General features: G+C 35.6%; 11 protein-coding genes. 7 read left to right on the top strand and 4 right to left on the bottom strand.

The window, feature by feature from the left end:
• The 5 genes from PQ463_RS07065 (at position 1) to PQ463_RS07045 (ending at position 11,543) form a co-directional block, all read left to right on the top strand.
• Positions 1-1,500, top strand: coding sequence for a RagB/SusD family nutrient uptake outer membrane protein (locus tag PQ463_RS07065; RefSeq protein WP_274256963.1), 1,500 nt, complete (start codon positions 1-3; stop codon positions 1,498-1,500).
• 138 nt (positions 1,501-1,638) lie between these two features.
• On the top strand, positions 1,639-3,645 hold the full coding sequence (locus PQ463_RS07060) for an MGH1-like glycoside hydrolase domain-containing protein (protein ID WP_274256962.1): 2,007 nt from the start codon (positions 1,639-1,641) through the stop codon (positions 3,643-3,645).
• 193 nt (positions 3,646-3,838) lie between these two features.
• Positions 3,839-5,974, top strand: a complete 2,136-nt coding sequence (locus tag PQ463_RS07055; protein WP_274256961.1) for a beta-galactosidase — start codon at positions 3,839-3,841, stop codon at positions 5,972-5,974.
• 153 nt (positions 5,975-6,127) lie between these two features.
• Positions 6,128-8,425: an aminotransferase class III-fold pyridoxal phosphate-dependent enzyme gene (locus PQ463_RS07050; protein ID WP_274256960.1), complete on the top strand. Its 2,298-nt coding sequence runs from the start codon at positions 6,128-6,130 to the stop codon at positions 8,423-8,425.
• Between the two features lie 169 nt (positions 8,426-8,594).
• Positions 8,595-11,543: an FAD-binding and (Fe-S)-binding domain-containing protein gene (locus PQ463_RS07045; protein WP_274256959.1), complete on the top strand. Its 2,949-nt coding sequence runs from the start codon at positions 8,595-8,597 to the stop codon at positions 11,541-11,543.
• A gap of 562 nt (positions 11,544-12,105) precedes the next feature.
• On the opposite strand, the gene PQ463_RS07040 is transcribed toward PQ463_RS07045, so the two are convergent.
• The 4 genes from PQ463_RS07040 to PQ463_RS07025 all read right to left on the bottom strand — a co-directional run bounded on the left by PQ463_RS07040 (position 12,106) and on the right by PQ463_RS07025 (position 20,603).
• On the bottom strand, positions 12,106-14,115 hold the full coding sequence (locus PQ463_RS07040) for a hypothetical protein (protein WP_274256958.1): 2,010 nt from the start codon (positions 14,113-14,115) through the stop codon (positions 12,106-12,108).
• A 55-nt stretch (positions 14,116-14,170) separates the two neighbouring features.
• Positions 14,171-15,604, bottom strand: coding sequence for a hypothetical protein (locus tag PQ463_RS07035; protein WP_274256957.1), 1,434 nt, complete (start codon positions 15,602-15,604; stop codon positions 14,171-14,173).
• Positions 15,605-15,691: 87 nt separating this feature from the next.
• Complete coding sequence (locus PQ463_RS07030; protein ID WP_274256956.1) at positions 15,692-17,389, bottom strand: RagB/SusD family nutrient uptake outer membrane protein; 1,698 nt, start codon at positions 17,387-17,389, stop codon at positions 15,692-15,694.
• A 19-nt stretch (positions 17,390-17,408) separates the two neighbouring features.
• The gene (locus PQ463_RS07025; protein WP_274256955.1) at positions 17,409-20,603 is read right to left on the bottom strand and encodes a SusC/RagA family TonB-linked outer membrane protein; all 3,195 of its coding nucleotides are present in this window, start codon (positions 20,601-20,603) and stop codon (positions 17,409-17,411) included.
• A gap of 925 nt (positions 20,604-21,528) precedes the next feature.
• On the opposite strand from PQ463_RS07025, the gene PQ463_RS07020 reads away from it, so the two are divergent.
• Both PQ463_RS07020 and PQ463_RS07015 read left to right on the top strand, forming a co-directional pair.
• Complete coding sequence (locus PQ463_RS07020; protein WP_274256954.1) at positions 21,529-23,733, top strand: alpha-galactosidase; 2,205 nt, start codon at positions 21,529-21,531, stop codon at positions 23,731-23,733.
• Between the two features lie 832 nt (positions 23,734-24,565).
• Positions 24,566-25,243 carry an RNA polymerase sigma factor gene (locus PQ463_RS07015; RefSeq protein WP_274256953.1) on the top strand — a complete coding sequence of 226 codons (678 nt, stop codon included), beginning with the start codon at positions 24,566-24,568 and terminating at the stop codon, positions 25,241-25,243.
• Positions 25,244-25,262 lie beyond the last annotated feature (19 nt).

The following is a 25,262-nucleotide window of genomic DNA, read 5'->3' as shown; positions in this document are numbered from 1 at the left end:
ATGAAAAAGATATTTTTAATAGTATCCGCTATAGGTTTATTCACTTTTGCAAGCTGTGATGACTACTTGGATAAACAATCTCCAGATGAACTTACATCAGATAATTTTTGGAGGAATAAAGCTGATGCCGAATCGGCTTTGGCGTCAACTTACTCACAATTAGAATGCGCTGTTGATGAATGGGCTTTCGCCGAAGTAAAATGGCCAGTTGAAGCGTATCGCGAAGACATAAACGAATTAGGAAGCGATGCATTAAACTACCAAAACTGGGTTGAACTTTCTACTTTTACTTACACAAACGGAAACAGCCAGTTTACTAGTTATTGGAGAATTAACTATAGAGGAATTAGTAATGCCAATCAGGTTATTGATAAATTGCCGCAGGTTCCTGCATCAAAAATAAGCGATGAAGACCGTAAGCAAATCGAAGCAGAAGCTCGTTTTTTACGTGCCTATTATCACATGAAATTGATTTTGAACTGGGATAAAATTTATATCAGAAATAAATATGTTATAAAAGAAAGTGATTTAAACATTCCGTTGTCAAGTCGTGCAGAAGCTTGGGATTTTATTACGAGCGAATTTAAAGCTGTAGCAGCTATTTTGCCTGCAAAACAATCTGCAGATAAAACAGGACGTGCAACAAGCGGCGCTGCGAACAGTTATTTAGGATTTGCGTATTTGACAAGATCTTATGAAGAAACAGCTCAAAAACAAGCTTTCTTGAATGAAGCGCTTACCGCATTTAGCAAAGTGCAAGGATACGAGCTGGTTAAAGATTATGTTTCTATGTTTGACGGAACAATGAAAAACACTAAAGAATCGATTTTTGAACTTCAGTTTTCAGAAACTACAGCAAACGGAGCGTTCTACCGCAATGCACTTCACTACTGGATGGCAGCAGCTGAGCTTGGTGGATGGGATGAAATTCTTCCAAGCCCAATGCTTGTAAATGAATTCAAAAAAGAAGGAAAAATTGCGACAACAGGAAACTACGATTCACGTTTATACAGCACGATTTTCTTCAAAGATCCATATTTTAATGATGCTGATAATCCATTGGTATTAGGAACAACTTACGATGATAAATTTGGAGATACAGACAAACCAGTTTACCGCAAGTTTATTCCAAGCACACAGGAAAAAATGGATCAGGAATTTACAGCAATCAATATTCCTTTAATGCGTTACTCAAATGTATTATTGATGCAGGCTGAAGCTCTAAATGAATTAGGACGCCCAGGAGAAGCAATTCCGTACATTAACAAAGTTCGCGCTAGAGCAGATATGCCAGCAATGACAGGAACAAGTGGTGCTGAAGTAAAAGCGCAAATCGAACACGAAAGAATTTTAGAATTCCCTCTTGAAAATTTCCGTTTTTACGATTTACGCCGTTGGGGCAAAACAAAAGAAGCTCTTGATGCTGTTGGACGCACAGGTTTTGACGCAGCAAAGAATAACTTTTACCCAATTCCATTGACAGAATTGCAAACGAATTAATTCTCTCAAAATGATTTAAATATTTAAAAAGAATAGCCTATATTTCTTGGCTATTCTTTTTATCTAAAGATATTGGTCTTCTCAGTAAAATGAGCTGACCTATAGCTATATAACAACACAACACAAAAATGACACAACATGAGCAAAAAGAAAATACTTTTTATTCTTTCATCCCTCTTTCTAATACAATCAGGTTGGTCTCAAAAAAGCTTTCCAAATTTAGAATCTGCTAAAAATAGCATCAATTATAAAGGAAATCCAGCAAACGCAACCGACAGAAAACCATTAGCGTTCTCTGATAAAGGAGCTTGGTTTGCATTTGGATTTTTAGAAGGTTCAAATGTTCAAGCAGGATTTTCAGGACCTTTTTTGATGACAGAACAAAACGGAGTATGGTTAAGTCCATCATTTGTTTCGCTTGAACTAAAAGACGAAAACAAACAGGAAGTAATCAACTGGAAAAGTTCATTGGTTTCGCAAAACAGTTTCAACAGCCATTTAGAACAGCAGTTTAAAAATGACAAATTAGAAGTAAAACAGCAATTGGTATTTTTATCAGGCCATTCGGCTTTGCAAAAAACAAGTATTACAAACAAAAGCACAAGATCAATCACTATTTTTCCTTCGTATAATGCGTCTCTTTTTTTAGATGATTTGCAATTATCTAATGAAAAAAACACTTTAAAAATTGTTTCTGCAAAAAGCACTGCTATAGGATATATTCAGTTTTTAAAATCAAATCATGGAATTGAAATTACGAAACAAGGATTCAAAGCACAGACAGAAAAATTGGTTTTAAAACCAAATGAAACCAAAGAAATTATAGTTTCTCAAAGTTTTATTTTTCCACAGTATTCTTGGAAAACAGAAAATGAAACGATACAAAAAACGGTATTTACTACACTGTTAAACAACACACAAAAAGAAAAAGAAAAACTGTTGGCAAACCTTATTGCCAAAAAGAAAAGCATTTATAAAGATGAGATCTATTCAGATTTTGCGGCAAAATTGGTATTGACTTTACAAAACAATACAAGAATTGCAGCAGAAGGATTAAAACATGGAGGCCTTTTTCCGAGTTACAATTACGAATGGTTTCACGGTTTTTGGGCTTGGGACAGCTGGAAACATGCCGTCGCAGTAGCTAATTATGATACCGAATTAGCCAAAAATCAAATGCGTGCTTTGTTCGATTATCAAGATCCAAATGGTTTTATTCCAGATTGCATTTACAGAAATAATCTTCTTGAAGAAAACAATTATAGAAATACAAAAGCACCGCTTGCGGCTTGGGCAATCTGGAAGATTTATGAAAAAACGAAAGATGCTGATTTCATAAAAGAGTTTTATCCAAAGCTTACATTATATCACAACTGGTGGTACAAAGAGCGTGATCACGACCAAGACGGATTATGTGAATTTGGTTCGACAGATGGAACTGTAATTGCAGCAAAATGGGAAAGCGGAATGGATAATGCCGTTCGTTTTGATGATAGTAAAATCTTGAAAAATGGCGAAAAAGCGTATTCGTTAGATCAGGAAAGCGTTGATTTAAATTCATTTTTATTTGCAGAGAAAAATTATTTGAGCAAAATGGCAACAGTTTTAAAATTGACTGATGAAGCAAAAAAATGGAAAGACGAAAGTGATGCATTAAAACTGAAAATTCAGAAGCAATTTTGGGATGAAGCGACAGGCTGGTTTTATGATACGACAATTGATGGCAAAACAATGATAAAAGCAATGGGATGCGAAGGATATTGTCCGATTTGGGCAGAAGTTGCTACTGCAGAACAAGCCAAATCAGCAAAAAACAATATGATTGATCCAGCTAGTCTGAACACTTTTGTGCCTTTGCCAACATTAGCTGCAAATCACCCAAAGTTTAAACCTGATAACGGATATTGGAGAGGACCAATTTGGCTTGACCAAAGTTATTTTGGTATTAACGGATTGGAAAAATACGGGTATGCAAAAGAAGCAAATGAACTAGCGCATAAACTGATGCATAATGCTGAAGGTGCTTTAGATAAAGGAACTACCATAAGAGAAAACTATCAGCCTGTAACTGGTAAAGGATTAGAAGCTTTTAACTTCAGCTGGTCGGCTTCACATTATTTAATGCTACTTTTAGAAGATAAATAATAAAAAGTCAAGATTTAAACATATAGAAACATAGATCGGTAGATTTGCAATAGGAACGTTAAAAGACGTTTCACTTTTCTAAAGCAAACATAGCTATGTGTTAGAAACTAGTTTCTTTCATCTATCTTTTTTTAGAAATAAAAACTATGTGTCTATGTGTTTAATTTAACTTAATAAATAACAACAACTAACTATGTTTAACCACAATATATCTTTCACAAAAATAATAACGGCAGGATTGCTTATTGCAGGCTGCTATTCAACACCAGTTTTTGCCCAAAGCAAGAAAAGTACAACTACAGAGAATAAAGATCCGCAGCGATTTTTTTCAAAGCCTGATTTAATGCAGATTGGAGTATATTATTATCCAGAGCAATGGCCAAGAGAACAATGGGAGCGCGATTTAAAAAACATTAAAAAACTAGGTTTTGAGTTTACGCATTTTGCTGAATTTGCATGGACTTTTTTGGAGCCTGAAGAAGGAAAATATGATTTTAAATGGCTGGACGACGCATTGGCTATTGCCGAAAAACAAGGTTTGAAAGTAATCATGTGCACGCCAACGCCAACTCCGCCAGCATGGATGGGAGAAAAGTATCCTGAAATCTATCTGGTTGATGCAAGCGGACGAAGAAGAGAACACGGTAACAGAGCCAACCAGTCTGTGTCTAATGAAAAATATAGAGAATTTGTTGCTAAAATTGTTACTGAATTAGGAAAAAGATACGGTAATAACAAAAATGTAATTGGCTGGCAGGTTGATAACGAACCAGGAGCGCCAGACGATTTTAGTCCATCAGCACAAAAAGGATTTCAGAAATGGCTTAAAGCGAAATACGGGACAATCGAAAAATTAAATGCGGAGTGGGTAGCGAGTTTCTGGAGCATCAGATACAATAATTTTGAACAGATTGCGATTCCAAATGCAGAGATTTATTTTGAAGACAAACTAAGTCCGCATGCTATATTAGATTTCAAAAGATACACAGCAGATTCTCAAGCTGAGTATTTGAATTTGCAAGCTGAAATACTTAGAAAGCATATCGATCCAAAACAATGGATTACGACAAATTATACCAATGTGGTTTATGGTGCTGATCCAAGGAAAACAGATAAAATGGATTTTGCAACCTATACCATGTATCCTGTAAGCGGAAGAAATCAATTAGGAGGACAAAATTTCAGAATGGGACACCCTAATAAAATTTCGGAAGCCAATGATTATTATAGATCTATAAATGGCGTTACGGGCGTAATGGAAATGCAGCCTGGACAAGTAAACTGGGCAAGCATTAATCCGCAGTTATTGCCAGGAACAGTTCACATGTGGATTTCTCAGGCTTTCGGTGGAGGCTGTTCTTTTACTTGTACGTACAGATATAGACATCCGCTAGGAAGCAGCGAAATGTATCATGACGGAATTGTGGGAACAGACGGAGTCACTTTGACAACAGGAGGAAAAGAGTTTGTACAATCTATTGAAGACATGAAACTGCTTCGTAAAGAATACAATCCAAAAGCGGTAATTCCGCAGGAAATTGCGAAAAGAAAGACAGGATTTTTATGGAGTCACGAGAATCTGTGGGATTTGGAAAACCAAAAACAAACAGAATTCTGGAGTACTTGGAGACATAGAAATACCTATACTTCAGCAGTAAAATCAACTGGTGCGCCAATGGATTTTATTACAGAAGAAAGCGATTTTTCGGCTTATCCGTTTATTGTTGCTCCAGCGTATCAGTTAGTTGATCAAAAACTGGTAGAGAAATGGACAAAATATGTTGAAAATGGTGGAAATTTAATTCTTTCGTGCCGTACAGGGCAGAAAGATAAAAACGGTCATTTCTTCGAAGCAAATTGGAGCGGACCAATTGTACCTTTAATCGGAGCAGACGTTGAGTTTTTTGATATGTTGGTTGAAGATGTAAACGGAACCATAACTGCTGGAAACAATACCTATAAATGGAATGTTTGGGCAGATGTTTTAAATCCGAAACAAGGAACTGAAGTTTTGGCTTCGTATGCCGATCAGTTTTACAAAGGCAAAGCGGCTGCGATTACCAGAAAACTTGGAAAAGGAACCGTTACGTATATTGGAGCCGAAAGTAAAGATGGGAATCTAGAGAGACAAGTAGTAAGAACGGTATACGAACGTGCAAAAGTTGCTATTGAAGATTTACCAAAAGGCGTTTATGTAGAATGGCGTGATGGTTTCTTTGTTGGTGTAAATTATACTAATGAAACTGTAAATCTGCCAATTCCCGCAGGAAGTAAAATATTAATGGGCAAAAATCCATTAGAACCTGCTCAGGCTGTTATTTGGAAATAAAAATTTGCCACGAATTACACCAATTTACACGAATTATAAATCTTCCTACAAGGTTTTTAAAACCTTGCAGGATAATCTTTAAAAAGAAAAAATTCGTGTAAATTGGTGTAATTCGTGGCTAAAAGAAAATATGAAACATTTTAATAGAATACAATGATTTTTTCAGAAACAGTTATTCAGGATTTAGTAAAAGAACATTACGGTTTAAATGTAATCGTAAAAGCATTAAATGGATATGATGAATTGAATTTTCTTTTATCTGATGATAAGAATGAAAAGTACATTCTAAAAGTATCAAATGAGAGCCATTCATTTCCATTTTTAGAAGCGCAGGCTGCCATCATGAGACATCTTGCCAAAAGTGATATTTCTGATTGTTTTCAGCATTTCTGTCTGAATGCAAAAGGGGAGGAGCTGACCCAGATTGTGACAGATTCAAAAACCTATTATATTCGAATTTTAAACTTTCTGGAAGGCACTTTTTGGGTAGATGAAAAGAACAAAAACAGTCAACTGCATTACAACTTGGGTTCATTTTTAGGCAATATGGATAACGCTTTGGCTGATTTCTCTCATCCAGCAATGCATCGCAATTATACTTGGGATATTAGCCGTGCAAGCGAAGCAGGCGATAATTTAAAGTATATTCTAAATCACGAAAGAAGACGTATAGCGGGTTATTTTTTATTGCAGTTTGACACAGAAGTATTACCAGAGTTGCACCGACTAAGACATGCTTATATTCATAATGATGCCAACGATTATAATGTTTTGGTAAAAGACAATCGTATAAGTGGCCTAATTGATTTTGGTGATATGGTGTATACGGCTTTAATCAACAATCTAGCGATTGCTTGTGTCTATGCGATGCTTGATGAAAAAGATCCGTTGGCTGTAGCAGCAAAAATTGTTGAAGGATACCATAATTCGTATGCACTTACCGAACAAGAATTAGATTTATTGTATTATCTCATTGCAGGAAGACTTTGTATTAGTGTGACACAATCTGCTTATAATGCATCATTGGATAGTAACAACGAACATCATTTTGTGACCGAAAAACCAGCTTGGGATTTGTTGTACAAACTGATAAAAATAAACCCTATAAAAGCACAAGATGCGTTTAGAAAAGCATGCGGTTTTGACGGAGTAATCAATACTAATGATTATTCTGAACTTCTTGAAGTTAGAAAAAAGAAAATAGGAAGAAATTTAAGCATTGGCTACAAAGACAAACTTAAAATCGTAAAAGGAGCTTTACAATATTTATACGATGACAAAGGAAGAACTTTTGTTGATTGCGTAAATAATCCATCGCATGTGGGGCATTGCCATCCAGTTGTGGTTAGAAAAATGCAGCATCAAATAGCGACTTTAAATACAAATACCAGATATTTAAATGATGCTATAACCGATTATGCAGAAAAACTAACAGCAACTTTACCCGAAAAACTAAGTGTCTGCTATTTTGTAAACTCTGGAAGCGAGGCCAATGATTTGGCTATTCGTATGAGCCGTCATTTTACCAAACAAAGAGATATTATCGTACTCGATCATGCGTATCACGGGACATCGACCGTAGCAATGGAAATGAGTCCGTATAAATTTGACAGCAAGGGAGGTTCTGGCCAAATGCCGTGGATTCATAAAGCAATTAATCCAGATTTGTATCGTGGTCCTTATAAATATGGAGATGCAGCAGCAGGAGAAAAATATGCTGAAGATGTACAGCGAATTATCGAAAACTTAAAGAAAGAAGATAAAGCGCCAGCAGTTTTCATCTGTGAAACTTTATTGGGAGTTGGAGGTCAGATTCCGTTGCCAGAAAATTATTTGAAAACCGTTTACGACTACGTTCGTGCAGCGGGAGGAGTCTGCATTGCAGATGAAGTTCAGGTTGGTTTTGGAAGAATTGGAGATCATTTCTGGGGCTTCGAATTGCAAAATGTTGTTCCAGATATTGTTGTCTTAGGAAAACCAATTGGTAACGGACATCCGCTTGCAGCTGTAATAGTAACCGAGGAGATTGCAGAAGTTTTCAACAATGGTTTGGAGTACTTCAATACTTTTGGAGGCAATCCTGTTTCTATGGCTACCGGATTGGCTGTTTTAGAGGTAATTCAGGAGGAAGAAATGCAGCAGCATGCTTTGGAAACGGGTAATTATTTGATGAACGGACTAAAAGGTCTAATGGCTAAATATCCTATTATCAGTGATGTTCGAGGACACGGATTATTTATTGGAGCAGAAATGGTAAAAGATAGAACTACCATGGAACCAGCTATTCCTGAAATAGATATTGTAGTCGAAAAACTGAAAGCCAAAGGTTATCTATTAAGTACTGACGGACCTCTTCATAATGTTTTAAAAATAAAACCGCCAATGCCATTTAATAAACAAAATGCTGAGGAAATGGTTGAGTTATTAGACATTGCATTAAGCGAATTATAGATTTTTTTTAACACATAGAAACATAGTTTTTTATTTTGTGAGAAAGACGTTTCACTTAGCATGAATGCACATAGCTGTGCGTTAAGAAACGAGTTTCTTTTTTATTACCTTTTTTAAAGATAAAATCTATGTTTCTATGTGTTAAAACACTATTAAATAATAAATAAAAATGAATAATAATATCCTTCCAAAGATTTCTGCTAAACTTGCAGGTTTAGCAAAGGAATTAGAGGGCAAATTATTTTACGATCATACCGTGCGTCTGCTGTACGCAACAGATGCAAGCGCTTACAAAGAAATGCCTTTGGCAGTAGCTGTTCCGAAATCGAAAGAAGATATTCAAAAAATTATTGCTTTTGCAAAAGAAAACAACAGCAGTATTATTCCTCGTGCGGCTGGAACTTCACTGGCTGGGCAAGTGGTTGGAAACGGAATTGTGGTTGATATTTCGCAAGAGTTTACCAAAATTATTTCGGTAAATCAGGAAGAAAAATCAGTTTGGGTAGAACCAGGAGTTATTCGTGATGAACTGAATCTTCATTTAAAACCTTATAAGCTTTTTTTTGGACCAGAAACTTCTACCAGCAATCGCTGTATGATTGGGGGAATGGTTGGAAATAATGCCTGCGGAGCGAGATCTGTTGTTTATGGATCAACCCGCGAACATGTACTCGAAATAAAAGGTTTTCTGGCAGATGGAAATGAAGTTGTTTTTGGTTCTTTGATTAATGCCGAATTTGTAGATAAATGTAACGGAATTAATGTTGTAAGCGAACTAGAACAAGCAATTTATCTGCAAGCTAAAGAGATATTATCGTCTCAGTACAATAGAAGCTTATTTAACGCCAATTTTCCTAAGAAATCAATTCCGAGAAGAAATACAGGATATGCGCTAGATTTATTGGCAGACAGCAGTCCGTTTAATGATGCTGATGAAAAGTTCAATTTCTGTAAACTAATTGCAGGCTCCGAAGGAACATTGTTTTTTTCTACAGCAATCAAACTAAATCTAGTTGATGCCTTAAAACCGTATTCAGCTTTGGTTTGCGTTCATTTTGAAAGCATTCATGAATCTTTAAAAGCTAATATAGAAGCATTGAAGTTTAATCCAGACAGTGTGGAGTTAATTGACCATTATATTCTGGAATGCACCAAAGAAAATATAGAACAAAGTAAGAATCGTTTTTTTGTAAAAGGCGATCCTCAAGCTATTTTGGCAGTAGAATTTTTGAGAGATTCTCAAGAAGAAATAGACAGCATTGCCAGAGAAATGGAAGCTTTGATGCGTTCGCAAAATCTTGGATATCATTTCCCAATTGTTTATGGTGAAGACACCAATAAAGTTTGGGCATTAAGAAAAGCAGGATTAGGATTATTGTCCAATATTCCGGGTGATGCCAAAGCAGTTGCCGTAATTGAAGACACAGCGGTCGATGTAAATGATTTACCTGATTTTATTGAAGATTTTAATGCAATCCTGAAAGAGAGAAATCTAAACTGTGTGCATTATGCGCATGCCGCTACGGGTGAATTGCATTTGCGCCCCATTATAGATTTAAAAACTCATGAAGGAACGGCACTTTTTAGAACTATTGCAACCGATATTGCGCATTTGGTAAAAAAATACAAAGGTTCGTTGAGCGGTGAACATGGAGACGGAAGACTTAGAGGAGAATTTATTCCGCTAATGTTGGGAGATGAAATTTATCAGTTATTTGTTCAGGTGAAAAAGGTTTGGGATCCTTGGGGTGTTTTTAATCCTGGGAAAATTGTGAATACGCCTCCTATGGATACGAGTCTGCGTTACACGGCAGGACAAGATACGCCGATGCCTGAAACTTATTTTGATTTTTCGGAACATAACGGAATTCTTCGTGCCGCAGAAATGTGCAACGGTTCTGGTGACTGCAGAAAAACAGAGAAAAGTGGTGGTACAATGTGTCCGAGTTATATGGCTACTCGAGACGAAAAACATACAACTCGAGCGCGTGCCAATATGCTGAGAGAAACCATTACGAATTCAGCAAAAGCAAATAGGTTTGATGATGAAAACTTACTTGAGGTTTTAGATTTGTGCCTAAGCTGTAAAGGCTGTAAGTCAGAATGCCCTTCAAACGTAGATATGGCAAAACTGAAAGCAGAAACTTTACAGCAATATCATGATAAAAACGGTGTAAAATTTAGATCAAAACTGATTGGAAATACGCCAAAAATAAATCAGTTGTTTGCTTCAGCTCCGTGGCTATATAATTTATCTACGAAAGGAATTCTCGGAAATTGGATTAAGAAAAGCACTGGTTTTGCTGTAGAAAGACAATTGCCTTTAATGCACAAAATTACTTTTGCAAAATGGATAAAAAACTATAGTCAAACAGGTGATTTTAGAAACGGAAATGTGTATTTGTATAATGACGAGTTTCTGAATTATTATGATGTCGAAATAGGACAGACGGCTGTCAAACTTTTAAATAGATTAGGTTATAAAGTTTTAGTTCCTAAAATTGGAATCAGCGGAAGAACATATCTCTCAAAAGGAATGTTGAAAGAGGCGCGAGAAATTGCTGAACAGAATATCAAAGATTTTGAGAATGCGATTCCAAATGATGGTCTTTTGATCGGAATTGAACCTTCGGCAATACTTTCATTTCGTGATGAATATCCTGATTTGTGCCGTGGAGATTTAAAAGAAAAAGCAAAAAGAATTGCAGGTAAAACTTTTCTAATAGAAGAATTTCTAGCACAAGAATTGGATGCAGGAAGAATTGCATGCGATAGTTTTACAGATCAAACAGAAAGAGTGCGAATGCATGGACACTGTTTTCAAAAAAGTTTATCGTCTTTAGTTCCGCTTAAAAAGATACTTTCATTGCCAAAGAATTATACAGTTTTAAATATTCCAAGTGGGTGTTGTGGTATGGCAGGTTCGTTTGGCTATGAAAAAGAGCATTATGATATTTCTATGAAAATTGGAGAATTGGTTTTGTTCCCTACAATTAGGGCAGAAGAAGAAATTACGTTAATCGCTGCGCCTGGAACAAGCTGTAGGCATCAGATTGCTGATGGCACAGGACGAAAAGCACAGCATCCGGTAGAAATATTGTTTAAGGCTTTGAAATAGAGATTGGTTTATCTCAAACATTACTGTTGCAGATATGCTGGGCGTAGACGCACTGCGGTGCGTCTCTACAGATATGCTTTGTGTTTAAAATATATTTTGATTTTTTTTTGAATTCAAAATACAGAAATTATTATCGTTCCAATATTCCGTAGAGGCACACTGCAGTGCGTCTCACGCGCGTTTGTCCTCAAAGATTTTCCTGTTGTAGATATACTGGGCGTAGACGCACTGCGGTGCGTCTCTACAGATATGCTTTGTGGATAAATTAATCTGTGTAGATCTGTTTAAATCTGCGAGAGAAAAATTCTATAGGTAAAATTATCTCTCGCAGATCTCGCAGATTTAGCAGATTTTTTTTGTTTAAATGTATTGATAATAACAAGCAAATCTCCTTGAGATACTGGGCGTAGACGCACTGTAGTGCGTCTCTACAGATGCACTTTGTGTATAAATTAATCTGCATTAATTTGTTTAAATCTGCGTGAAAAAAAATGCATAAAAAGACAAGCCTCCAAGTATATTTTGGAGGCTTGTATCAAAAAACAATAATTCAAAAAAAAAATTATAACTTAATATTTATCGTATTGCCATCTTTAATGACCTTATTGATTAAAAGTTTTTTACCGTCAGTTATTTTTAACTTTAGATTTTTGCCAGCTCTTTCAACTGTAATATCAAAATCGTGTTCAAATGCATGAATACGTTTTAGTTTCATAGTAGACCAAGATTTAGGAAGTCGTGGCGTAAAATCGAAACTATGTAAACCTGTTGGGCGAATGCCAAATAATCCTTCTGTAAAAATTCGGCAATACAAACCGCTTTCAGCCGAAAGATGACGTTGATCGCCTTCTGGATAGGCTTCTACAGGATAAGGAACGTGATCACCCAATAAGCGTCGATCAGAATAGTAATGCAAGAAATCAAGCGCTTTATCTGTTTCGCCAGCAGCAAGAACTCCTCTTAAAGCATACAAAGTAGAACGATCCCAGAATATTTTATCGCCAGCAACACTTGCAAGACCATCTTTAGTCCATAATCTAGGAGAGAATAAAGCATCTATAGTTCCGTCTTTTCGATCGTAAATGCCCATAGTAAGTGGCGTGCAAATCCAAGCTCTTAAAACATCATTTTCTTTGTAATATTTGTAGGTTTCAAAGCCTTCAACTTTAGCTCCAAAATACTTTTCAATAGCTGTTCTTAATTTTTCAGCTTCGGCTTTATATGCTTTCAACTGTGCTTCGTTTTTTTCTAAAACTTTGCCTAGGTAAACAGCAGAATTTAAAGCATCATAATATAAAGAAGAAGTATTCAAATTGGCTTTTCCTGCAGGAAGGCGTCCTTCTAGCTCATCAGAATCTGAAGCCACTGCGCCGTCAGCATTTATTTTTCTATGGCAATATTCTAAGCACCATTCAATTAATGGCCATAATTGTTTTGCTTCGTCTGCATTTCCTCTCGAAAGTGCGTAACGAGCAGCTCCATAAGCAATCATAGCGCCATCTCCGCGATCTCCCGCGCCTGCCCAAATATCTGTTCCTTCAGCAACAATAGAACTCGGAATAGGTTTGTAGTCTTTGTTCATGAATTTGGCAAACTGAAGATAGGCATTTAACGAAGCTTTATTTCCATATTCGTAACCTAAATATGGAAAAAACGGACCAATATATTCCGCTTGATCATTTGCCCAAATAGCAGCATAATACGATTCTCCGCCAGGACCATGCATTGGACCGCCTTTGGTTTCAAAAATACTTTCTGCTGCTCTGATTTTCGCAAAAGCAAATTCGGTATTCAAAACCTGATCTGGTGTTTCCAAAATCAATTTGCCCCATATTTCGCTAATCAATTCTAAACGTTTGTTTTTCTCCTCTTCGGCATTTACGGCCAGAACTGTTTCATTTGCTTTAACGCCTGTATAAATAACAGAAAAACTAACCGTTTCATTTGGTTTCAGATTAAAACTTCCATTATTAATAAGATCTGCATGTATCGTATAACTGCCTTCAGTTCCTTTTGCTGGATCTGTAGTGTATACCGCATTTGATTTTGGAATTTCTACAATACAGTTTTTATCAGAACTGTTTTTAATGGTATAGATTTCATTATAAACCGCTAAAGCTGTAGAAGGAAAGAACTGTCTCGTAAGTTCAAGTTTGTCTGTTTTGCTTTTAACCAATAATGTTCCGTTAAGCGTTAAAGAAACTGTTTTTTCTGCAGGAATTGGTTTGTAATTTACAGTCACAAGATCAAAAGCATCCTGCGCAAACTGACGCGTTAAACTCGCATGCGTATTATTCGGAATAGTTCTCAGCATTGGCCAAACCAAACTGCGTGTAGCATGAAATGAACCATCGGCTGCGACACCATATCTCAGAACGCAAGAGATTCTTTTACCGCTCATTTCAATATGATCATCATGCGGAATTGTACTGTTTATTTGCCAAGAAATGGAACCGTCGGTATTAATCTGCCAACGTTGGTCGTTTTGCGAGAATGCTGTATTTGTAATAAAGCAGAATGCAATAAGTACAAATAAAATAGGTTTAAGTTTTTTTCTAGAAGATATCTTCATAGCGTTTAATTTTAAATTGTGTCCATTGTATTAGTAGTACATTGGACGAGTTGTTTTAGCGAAAGGCTGCCGTTATTTTTTGTCCAGGATTCACACGAATTGTAATAGCAGTGTAGGGATTTCCCTTGTTGTCCTTTTCATGAATTACGGCAGCTTTTTTATCATTTATAAAAATGGAATTATAATTTCCAGTAAACATAGCTTTCCATTCTATAAAATTTTCGCCTTTGTTGTGTAGTGTTGTTGTTTGGTTTTTGTGTTGCACAGCTAATGTTGTCTGTAACACGGGTAAATTGTCGACCTCAGAAATGCTATCTTTTTTTCCTCGATTTACTGTTGTTATTGTTTTTTTTGATGCATCTGGCTCTATTCCCATATAGCCGTGTATGATGCCTTCAATTACGCCGTATGAAACTTCTGGATATTCTCTTCTTTTGGTTTCAGGGGCTGTTAAGTGTAAAATGTATTCGTACGCTTTGTCTTCGTAACCATATTTATATAATAAAAAAGGAAGATAAGAGGCGTTTTCTACATTGCTTTTGGAAGAAAGAATGTTCTTAATTGTTTTTTCGGTTCTGTCTGCATTTGTTAAAGCATCAAACCATAATAAAAATAGTTCGCCAAAATCTTTACTGAATTTGCCGTCAGCGGTATAAATGACATTATAAGCCGAAGCATTTTGATCCCACCAGATTTGCTCGATCTGTTCTTGGTATTGTATTGCTTTTTTCTCAAAGAAAGGTGCTTTTTCAAATTGCCCTTTTTCTTTTAAAATAGAAGAATAGGTAAGCAGACCACGATAAATTGCTGCAACCAGATCGACTCCCATTTTTAGACCTGGAATGCCTTCAGAATAAGAAGCCAGTCCACGGCATTTATGAAAATCGTCTTTAATATTGAATGGAGCAGGAGAGTTTACAAATTCAGGTCTTGTCAGTAGAGAATCGGCTTCTAGGACCCAGCGTTCGATATATGCTGTTGATGATTTTTCGAAGAAATTCTCAAACTCAGGATTTTTTATATAACCTTCATCGCCAGTCCATAAATACAATCTCCAGCAGGTAAATATGACATCAAAATTGCTGTTAAGATTGTACCAGAATTCTTTGTCGTTTCTGTAATCTTCGGGAGCAGGTTTTCCATATTTATTGATTTCCCAATAAGAACACCAGTCTTTATTTTCTGAAATGTTTTTAGCAAATAGCGAAAACATGTTTTTATTTTCCTTACTCAACCCAAGGATTTCTGCGCCAATGCTCTGATGCGATACGTCTCTCATGCAAAATGCAGATCGAGAAGGCAGAGCCGCTTCATACCATGGTCCAACAGGATCATTCGAATCTCCTTTATAGTTCAATGCCATACTTTTGGCACGCTCAAAAGCTAGTTGAAGTGCAGCATCTGAAGATTTGAAAGTAACGGTTTCTTGACTAAATGCATTCAAAAAGAAACAGCAATGAGCCAGTAAAACTAAAAAATGATTTTTCATAAAGCTATTTTCGATTTGGATTTTGGTTTGAATACATTTTAAAAGCAAACCCATCGCCCTTAGATGGGTTTGCTTAATTGGTTATAGTTAATTATAACCTGGGTTCTGGGGTAAACCTGTTCTATTAATCTCGTCTCTCGGAATAGGGAGCAGATAGTGTTGTGGTTTGAAAATCCTTTCCTGAACTTTAGAATAGGTGTAAGTTTTAGAACCGTCATTGTTTTTGGTAATAATTACTCCCATTAAAGGTTTATTTTCAGTTTCTTCGGCTATTTTCCAACGACGCACATCGTAGTAGCGGAAACCTTCAAGACATAATTCAACTTGTCTTTCGTTGCGAATTTTATTCTCTAAAGCTGTTCCAGTTAAACCTGTCAAAGGATTTGTAATTCCTGCGCGTTGTCTTAATAAATTTAAATATTGAATAGCAGTTCCTTCATGCCCCAATTTAAATTCCGATTCAGCATAGTTCAAATAGATTTCTCCTAAACGAGAAATAATCCAAGCTTTATTAGTCTGCGTTTCATTATTGTAATTGTACGTTGTATCGCAATATTTACGGAAAGTATAACGCGTTTTACTAGCGTTCCAAGTATCCCATCCTTGAGGAGAATCTAAACCTCCTTCGTAGAATTCAGCTTTATTTGAACTTCCTGCATCGTAACGATCTTGAAAGAATTCAGGTTTTCCGTAAGCGCGTCCATCATAAACAATATTTTTATAAAAACGTGGATCTCTGTTCACATAAGGTTTCTGAGGATCATAACCAGATGTTGGATCTGTAATGTCTTTTCCGTCAGCTGTTCCGTAAGCATCAATATGACTTTGGCTTGGAGCAAAATTTGCCCATCCGTGAAAACCGCTTGGCGAATTAAACATTTCTACACCATTAAAAGCACTCCATTGAGGGTCTTTACTAGACAAACGAGAGAAGATAACTTCTGAATTGTTTGTAGTAAAAAGGTCTTCATATTTTTTGTCGTAAAGCGAGTACATATTTAAATCCATAACCGCTTTTGCTGCGTCTGATGCTTTTTTCCATTTTGTCAAATCATTAGATGGATTCCATTGCGGACTTGCTGCATAAAGCAATGTTCTAGATTTTATAGCAAGAGCAGCACCTTTTGTAACTCTTCCAAAATCTTTAGGTGTTAAAGGAAGCAATTCGGCCGCTTTGTCTAATTCACCCACAATAAAATCAACGCATTGGTCATAAGAACTGCGGTCTACTTTAAAGTCACTATTTAATTCAAAAGGTTTAGTAACAAGCGGAACTCCTCCGTAATCGCTAATTAATTTAAAGTATGCATACGCTCTTAAGAAAAGCACTTCGCCTTTTAATCTGTTTCTCCAAGCGTCGTCTCCAGGCACGTTATCAATTCGGGACAAAAAGATATTACAGTTTTGGATTGTAGCATAAGTAGGCTTCCAAGTATTGAAATCTCCTGCGTTGTCTGGTGTAAGAGCACCAGAATTAAGATTCCACACATCGTAATCGTTAAAATTATTAAAAGCTTCGTCGCAGGCCGTAGATAAGATCCAGCTTCTGTTTGTTCTATCATTCCAGTTGTGCTGAGTGCTTGGCAATACCGTATAAAGATTATTAGCGAAAGCTTCTGTAAGTTTTAAGTCATTCCACACATTTTCATCTGTATAAGAATCCAAAGGAACTTTATCTAGAGGATCTTCGCTACAGGACGTTACAGCAGCAACAGCAATAAAAAGAGAAGCTAATATAAGTGCCTTCTTTTTTATATTTATTAGTTTATTGATTTTATTTTTCATGTCTTGATCTTTTACCTTGTTATAATTCAATGCTTACACCGATTCTGTAAATACGGGTTTGTGGATAAATTACACCTGTTTTATTGTTTGTTTCAGGATCTAAATTGTACTGTTTCATGTGGTCGATAGAGAACAAATTTGTTCCTCCCGCATAAAATCTTGTATTTAGTATTCCGAATCTAGACAGTACTTTTTCAGGTAATGTATATGAAACCTCTAAAGATTTTAGTCTAAAGAAAGAGGCATCTTTTAGCCAAAAGTCCGCTTCAATATTGTTTCTAGGATCAGAATCATTGAAGGCAACAGGGTATTTAGAATTTGGATTATCTGCTGTATATCTGTCATCGTATAACCATCTTGGGGGTGCTACAATAGCGCCTTGCGCTTGCGGCAAGATTACTTGTTTTGCTTTTGCCTGACCAGTCCAAAGCATGTCTACAGAAAAACCTTTGTATTCAGCTCTAATCGGAATACCATAAGCAATTTTTGGAGTTGCAGATTCAGGAATTCTCACTTTATCATTAGAAGTAATGTTTCCATCACCGTCAGTGTCTTTTACCCAAAGATCGCCAGGTTTCGCTCCTTCAAAATGAGGTGAATTGTCTACTTCTGCTTGAGTACGATAAATTCCGTTTGTTTGGTATACTAACCAAGAATCGATAGCTCTTCCAGTTGATTTTTGCCAAGCTGGAATGTTTGCCGCTTCATCGCGAAACAATACTTCACTTTGTGCATAAGTAAAATTAAAACCAACACTATATTTAAAACTATTGATACGATCAGCATAATTAATAGACCAGTCAGTTCCTCTGTTTACCGTTTTTCCGATATTTTCTTTTGGAAGCGATAATCCTGTGTACAAAGGCACAGACGCATTTCTTGCTGCTAAGATGTCAGATCTTTTATTACTGAAATAATCAAAAGTTGCTGTTAATTTATTTCCGAAGAATCCAAAATCAAAACCAATGTTTTTAGAGTCTTGGATTTCCCAAGTAATGTTTGGATTCGGAGTAGAAGAAAGATAGATACTGTTGTTTAATGTATAGTCTGATCCAAAATAGCTGTAAAGCTGCTGATCTGTTGTTAACTGATATCTAGTTAAGAAAAGATATTGATTAAGATAATCCACTCCATTAATAGTTTCTCTCAAATCGTCGTTACCCATTCTTCCCCAAGAAGCTCTTATTTTTAGTAAATCAAATCCTTTAATATTGTTTTTGAAGAAAGGTTCTTCAGAGATTTTCCAACCTGCACTTATAGCAGGGAACATACCCCAACGAGTTGAAGATGGGAAGTTGAATGATCCGTTGTAACGAGCAGTAACTTCTGCAAAATATTTATCATCAAAATTGTAAGCCACTCTTCCAAGGAAACTTTCGCGTCCGTCTTGATAAGCTCCGCCTGTAGCATTTTGCCCTTTAGTGCTTCCAGTAAAAATCTGATCCAATTGATCACTCAATAAATCTCTTCTATAAGCATACGTTTGCGTTTTGTCCATTGTAGTCTGCTCATATCCTACAAAAGCGTTTACAGAGTGTTTGTCGAATTTACGATCGTAAGCAAGTTTTGCGAAATAGGTATTTTGATTGGCAATTCGTTCTTCTTGCATTACACTTGTGATGCTAGTGCTGTTTTTTACGTTATTATAGCTGTCGTTTGTTTTGTCATAAGAATAAGCATCCCAAGGTTTTGTGAATTTCTTTTCACTACGCACATTATAATCAAATGCTGCATATCCGCTAAGAGATAATCCTTCAGTTATTCTTGGTAATTTTAGCTCAAAACCGATTTTTGGGTTTACAATTAAGTTTACCACTTTATCATAACCTGCCGCTGGTGAAGACATTAAAATTGGGTTTCTACCATTTGTAATTCCCGATGATGGATAACCGTTTTTCCAGTATGCAGGAATAAAAGGATACATACTAACGGTCTCATGCATAATACTTCCAATGCTTACTGCTGGATAATTTCTGTCTTCTTTACGCGTAGCAATATCTAAGTTTACCTTAAAATTTGAAGTAATATTAACATCAATATTTGATCTCAAATTGAACTGTCTGTATCTCTCGTCACTATATCTAAGGTTACTTTCCTGATTTAAATATTGGCCAGAAAAGAAATATTTTACTTGTTCATTACCTCCATTTACAGAAAGCGAAAGGTTGGCTTGCGGGGCATCTTTTCTATAGACTTGTTTCATCCAGTCTGTGCTGGTATAGTTAGGATCGTTTCCTGCTTTGTATTTATCAATTTCTGCCTGAGTGTAAGGAAGCGATGTTCCTTTATGAGCATTAAGTTCATTGTAATACGTCATGTATTCCCAAGAATTAACTCTTTCGCTCATTCTAGTTAACTGCTGAACACCATAAGATCCATCAACTTTAATAGTTGGCGCACCTACTTTTCCTCTTTTGGTAGTTACCAGAATAACCCCATTTGCAGAACGAACTCCGTAAATTGCCGCCGATGCATCTTTTAAAACCGTTACAGATTCGATATCATCAGGATTGATCCTGTTTAAGTCACGGTCAGGAATACCATCCACAACTACAAGCGGACTTGTTCCTCCGCCAAAAGAGTTGAACCCTCTAATTAAAAGAGTAGAGCTATCATCACCCGGCCTTCCAGAACGGTTACTAGCGATTACTCCAGACATACGTCCGGCAATTCCGTTTGATACGTTTGCAGACGCATTTTGAGTCAAAACACCTCCTTTAATCGATGCAATTGCTCCCGTTGTAGAAGCTTTTTTCTGTGTTCCGTATCCTACGACAACAACTTCGTTTAAGGTTTGATTTTGTTCTTCAAGCTGAATGCTTGCCGCATCGTCTGCACGAACTTCTTTTGTTAAAAATCCAGTGTAAGAAAAAACAAGAATGCTATTGGAATCTGGAACTTCAATAGTAAAATTACCATCAAAGTCTGTAGTAGCTGTAATTTTTGTTCCTTTTACAAGAATATTTACACCAGGAAGTGGTTCTCCTTGTGGGCCAGTTACTTTACCTTTTATTAGTTTTTCTACTGCAAACGATGTGCTTTTGCTATTTGTCAGAGCCAGATTAGTAGTCAGTTTGTTGGAGATTTTATTCTCTCCTAACTCTGCAGCAAAAGAAGTTTGTAAAGTAAGCGCCAGTAAGGCTCCCGATGTTAGTTTGGTAATCTTCCATGTCTCAGAAGAAAGCCAATCTTTTGTTGGTTTTTGTTTGGTCATGTTTCTTAATGGTTTTTGTCAGTTAGTAATTTATTCTCTCGTGGTTCGTTTTTTTCTTTTTCATTTGGAAAAACAAAATGCCTTGAGCTCCTGCATATTGTTCATGAAAAAAGAGATAAATGTGAAATCCAAATGTATAAATGTTTCTAAGCTGACACATACCAGTACCTACCAGTTTTTTGCGATATGTGTAAAAAACAGGACTTGTTTAATATAATATTAAAAATAAAGTGGATAATATATGCATAAAACTCAAATTTGATCCATTTGAGCTTATAAATAAGGTTTTTCTTGGTTTTTGCAATAGATTTTATTTAAATTTTATGTCCGTAAGCCCGTTTTTCAAAAATTGATTGCAAATTTGAATTGCAGAAAAATGTGTTTTTATTTTTAAAAGTGGATAATATAGTATCAGATTTTTTTTTGCTAAATAATTTTAGGCTTTTTGAACGTTTTTCTTCTATTAACCATACCAGTCAATGTTTTTAAGCTAATATGTAAGAGTAAACTTGTTTATATTTATTCGTGTTTTACGATTCGGAGTGATTTTTAGGTAATAAAATATCAGAATCGATAAAAACGGATCAAATTTTTGTCAAAAGTCCATTTTGAAAAAAAACTTTCCATGCTTTAGAAAAGAAAATCAAAAGGCAAAAAATTGGATTTAATTATATTTTGCTATTTTTGGACTTCATTTCGTCATAATTAAAAATGGACTGATTAGAGCTCAAAGCCATTTTTTTTATGAATTGTACCAACGATGCTCCTCTATTGGTATAATTAAATGATTTTTTTCTCGTGGTTTTGTTGATAAATGTGAAGCACGGAGTTTCAAAAGAAATAGAATTCTAATCTGAAAAGATTGTTATGGACCTCTTTTAGAATCTTCCATAAAAGAACATTCACTATTGTTAATTAAATTTTTATGAAAAAAGTACTATTCCTATTAGTTCTGACTACTTTATTTTGGAAGACTAATGCACAAAATGATCCTATTGCTATAGAAACCCAGAATACGGCATTGATCTTAAAAGTAGCAAAAAACGGATTGCTTTACCAGTCTTATTTAGGGACAAAATTGGAAGCTTCAGCATATAATGCGCTTTCTAAAGAAACTGAAAGAACATTTGTTATAAACGACGGAAATCCATTGCTTAATCTAAGACATCAGGCATATCCAACTTACGGAACAGATAATTTGTTTGAATCGGCTATCAGGATGACGCATAATGATGGGAATCCTGCTTTGGAGCTGGTTTATGTAAGTCATCAGACCATAAAGATTGATGGTAATACGACTGAAACTAGCATAAAAATGAAAGATCCGGTTTATCCTGTAGAAGTTACGCTTCATTATAAGTCTTTCTACAAAGAAAATGTTATTGAGCAATGGACAGAGATTGTGCATCGCGAGAAGAAACCTGTAACGTTGTATAACTATGCTTCGTCTATGCTGCATTTTGATGCTGATAAATATTGGTTGACTCAATTTCATGGCGATTGGGCAAAAGAAGTTAGAATGCAGGAAAGCGAATTAACGAGCGGTGCCAAAGTAATCGATTCTAAATTAGGTGTAAGAACCAATATGTACCAGACGCCAGTCTTCTTTTTGGCATTGAATGACAAAGCAAAAGAGAACACTGGAGAGCTTGTGGCAGGAACTATTGCCTGGTCGGGAAATTTTAAATTTACTTTTGAATTGGATAATAAAAAATCACTGAGAATCAGTTCTGGAATTAACCCGTTTGCTTCAGAATATAGTCTTCAGCCGGGTGAAGTATTTACAACGCCGTCTTTTATTTATACTTTTTCGAACAAAGGAAAAGGACAAGCAAGTAGAAATTTGCATTCTTGGGCAAAAAACTATGGCGTAAAAGATGGGGATAAATCTCGTTTGACTTTATTGAACAATTGGGAAACTACTTTTTTTAATTTCGACGAAAAGAAATTAACAGAAATGTTTGAAGATTCTAAAACATTGGGTGTTGATATGTTTTTATTAGACGACGGATGGTTTGGAAATAAATATCCGAGAAGCGGAGACAAATCTGGTTTAGGAGATTGGCAAGCAACGAAAACAAAACTACCAAATGGTTTAGGTTTTCTAATGCAGCAGGCTGAAAAAACAGGAGTTAAATTCGGAATCTGGATTGAACCAGAAATGGTAAATCCGAAAAGCGAATTGTATGAAAAACATCCAGACTGGGTTTTAAAATTGCCAAATAGAGCAGAAAGCTACTATCGTACGCAATTGGTTTTAGATTTATCAAATCCTAAAGTGCAGGATTTTGTGTTTAAAACGGTTGACGATATTATGCAGACAAATGGCGGTGTAGCATTCTTTAAATGGGATTGTAATCGTATGATGACCAACGCGTATTCTACGTATTTAAAAAATCAGCAATCGCATTTGTTTATTGAATACACCAGAGGTTTGTATAAAGTTTTAGAAAGAATTAAAACTAAATATCCGCATTTGCCAATGATGCTTTGTGCAGGCGGTGGCGGAAGAACAGATTATGCTTTCTTAAAATATTTTACAGAGTTTTGGGCTAGTGACAATACTGATCCTTACAACAGAGTATTTATTCAGTGGGGGTATTCACAGTTTTTTCCAGCTTTTGCAATTTGCAATCACGTAACATCTTGGGGAAATCAGTCTATTAAATTCAAAACAGATGTTGCCATGATGGGAAAATTAGGTTTTGACATTAATGTAAAAGAACTGAAAGAAAAAGAACTAAAATATACTCAAGATGCAGTAGCTAACTATAAAAGATTAAGTTCTGTAATCTGGCATGGCGATATGTATAGAATTGTTTCTCCTTATGAAGACAGTCGTGCCGTTTTAATGTATGTTGACGAATCAAAAGACAAAGCCGTTTTATTTTCGTATACACTTCATCCGCTTTATGATCCGCAATATAATTTGGTTCGTTTTCAAGGTTTAGATGCCAATAAAAAGTATAAAGTGGAAGAAATCAACTTAATGCCTGAAGCAAAGCAAACGCTACAAGAATCTGGAGAACCTTTTACAGGAGATTATTTAATGAATGTGGGTTTGAGAGTTTCTTCTTCAAAAGTAGAATCAAGTGTTGTGCTTGAAATCACAGCAGTGTCTGGAAATTAAAAAACATTTTTTCTAAAGTAAATCAGCTGTTTGATCTCGTTTAAAGTAACGAGATTAAACAGCTGATTTGTTTTAATTAAAATCTAATTTAATCTGCTAATTCTGCGTGAAATATTTTTATGTCTAGATTTTTCACGCAGATTTAAAATGATTTTGGCAGATGTAGACAGATTTATTTTTAATCTGTAGAGACGCACCGCAGTGCGTCTACACAACGCATATCCACAATACGTTAGACGCACTGCAGTGCGTCTCTACGGAAAATTGGAACGAAATCTCATTTATTAAAAATCTAATTTAATCTGCTCAATCTGCTAGATCTGCGTGAAATACTTTTGGGTATAGATTTTTCCACGCAGATTTAATCTGTGTAGACGCACCGCAGTGCGTCTACACAACGCATATCCACAATACGTTAGACGCACTGCAGTGCGTCTCTACGGAAAATTGGATCGAAATCTCATTTATTAAAAATCTAATTTAGTCTGCTCAATCTGCTAGATCTGCGTGAAATATTTTTACATTAAGATTTTTCAGGCAGATTTAAAATGATTAGGACAAATCGTCAATTTTCTAAAACAGTTTACTTTTTTGTAGGTGATAGAAAAAAAATGTGTTCGAGCACATTTTTTATGTTTTTCTTTTTTTTATTAAAACTTAATATATACATTTGGCGCTAAATGATAATAATATTTATCAAATTTAAAATTTTATGTAGATAAAATTGAATTATAATTTTCTATAAAGAGATTGGTTGTTAATAATTGAATTTGGTAGATTGTGACTATGCTGTTTTAAAGCAGAAAAACACAACTACTATTGCAAGGCTAAAATGTTTAAAAAAAACAGTTGTCCAAATACTGTTTTTGAGTTTGTGTATTTTATAAAAAGTAATTACCCAGTGGCGAAAATTCACTCACAATTGATTTTACTAAATGAATCCGTTGCTTTATCGAAAGTAGCGGCTGGAAATGAATTGATTTATACAGAACTTGTCGAAAAGTACTGGCAAAAGGTATTACAACATGCGCTCAGTTTTGTAAAATCATATCCAGTTGCTGAGGAATTAACCCAAGACGTCTTTCTTCAAATTTGGAATAAACGTGAAAAATTAGCCGAAGTAAACAGCTTTGATAATTATCTTTTTATCATTAGCCGAAATCTGATTATTACTCATATTCGAAAAAAATTAATTGAAACAGATTCTCTTAAAGGGGAAAAATTGCAAGAGTTATTTTTTAAGCCTGATGAACAGTATGAGTTCAAAGAATTGGTTGAAATTATAAACGAAGGTGCCGCACTTTTGCAGGAACCAAGACGTTCTGTTTTCTTGTTAAGCCGAATGGAAGGTAGAGATACAGACTATATTAGTAAGGAACTTGGTATTGCAACGAGAACTGTGCGCTGGCATTTATTACAGTCATTAAACTTCCTTAGAAACCACCTTCATCAACAGTATAATGTCGATGTATTGATGTTAATTTTATTTACCGCGTATTTTTTTTCATAATTTTTTCATTTTTCATTGC

Origin of the sequence: Flavobacterium sp. KACC 22763 (assembly GCF_028736155.1) — a bacterium.
In the GTDB taxonomy this organism is placed as follows: domain Bacteria; phylum Bacteroidota; class Bacteroidia; order Flavobacteriales; family Flavobacteriaceae; genus Flavobacterium.
This window is presented reverse-complemented; position numbering and strand designations above follow the sequence as displayed.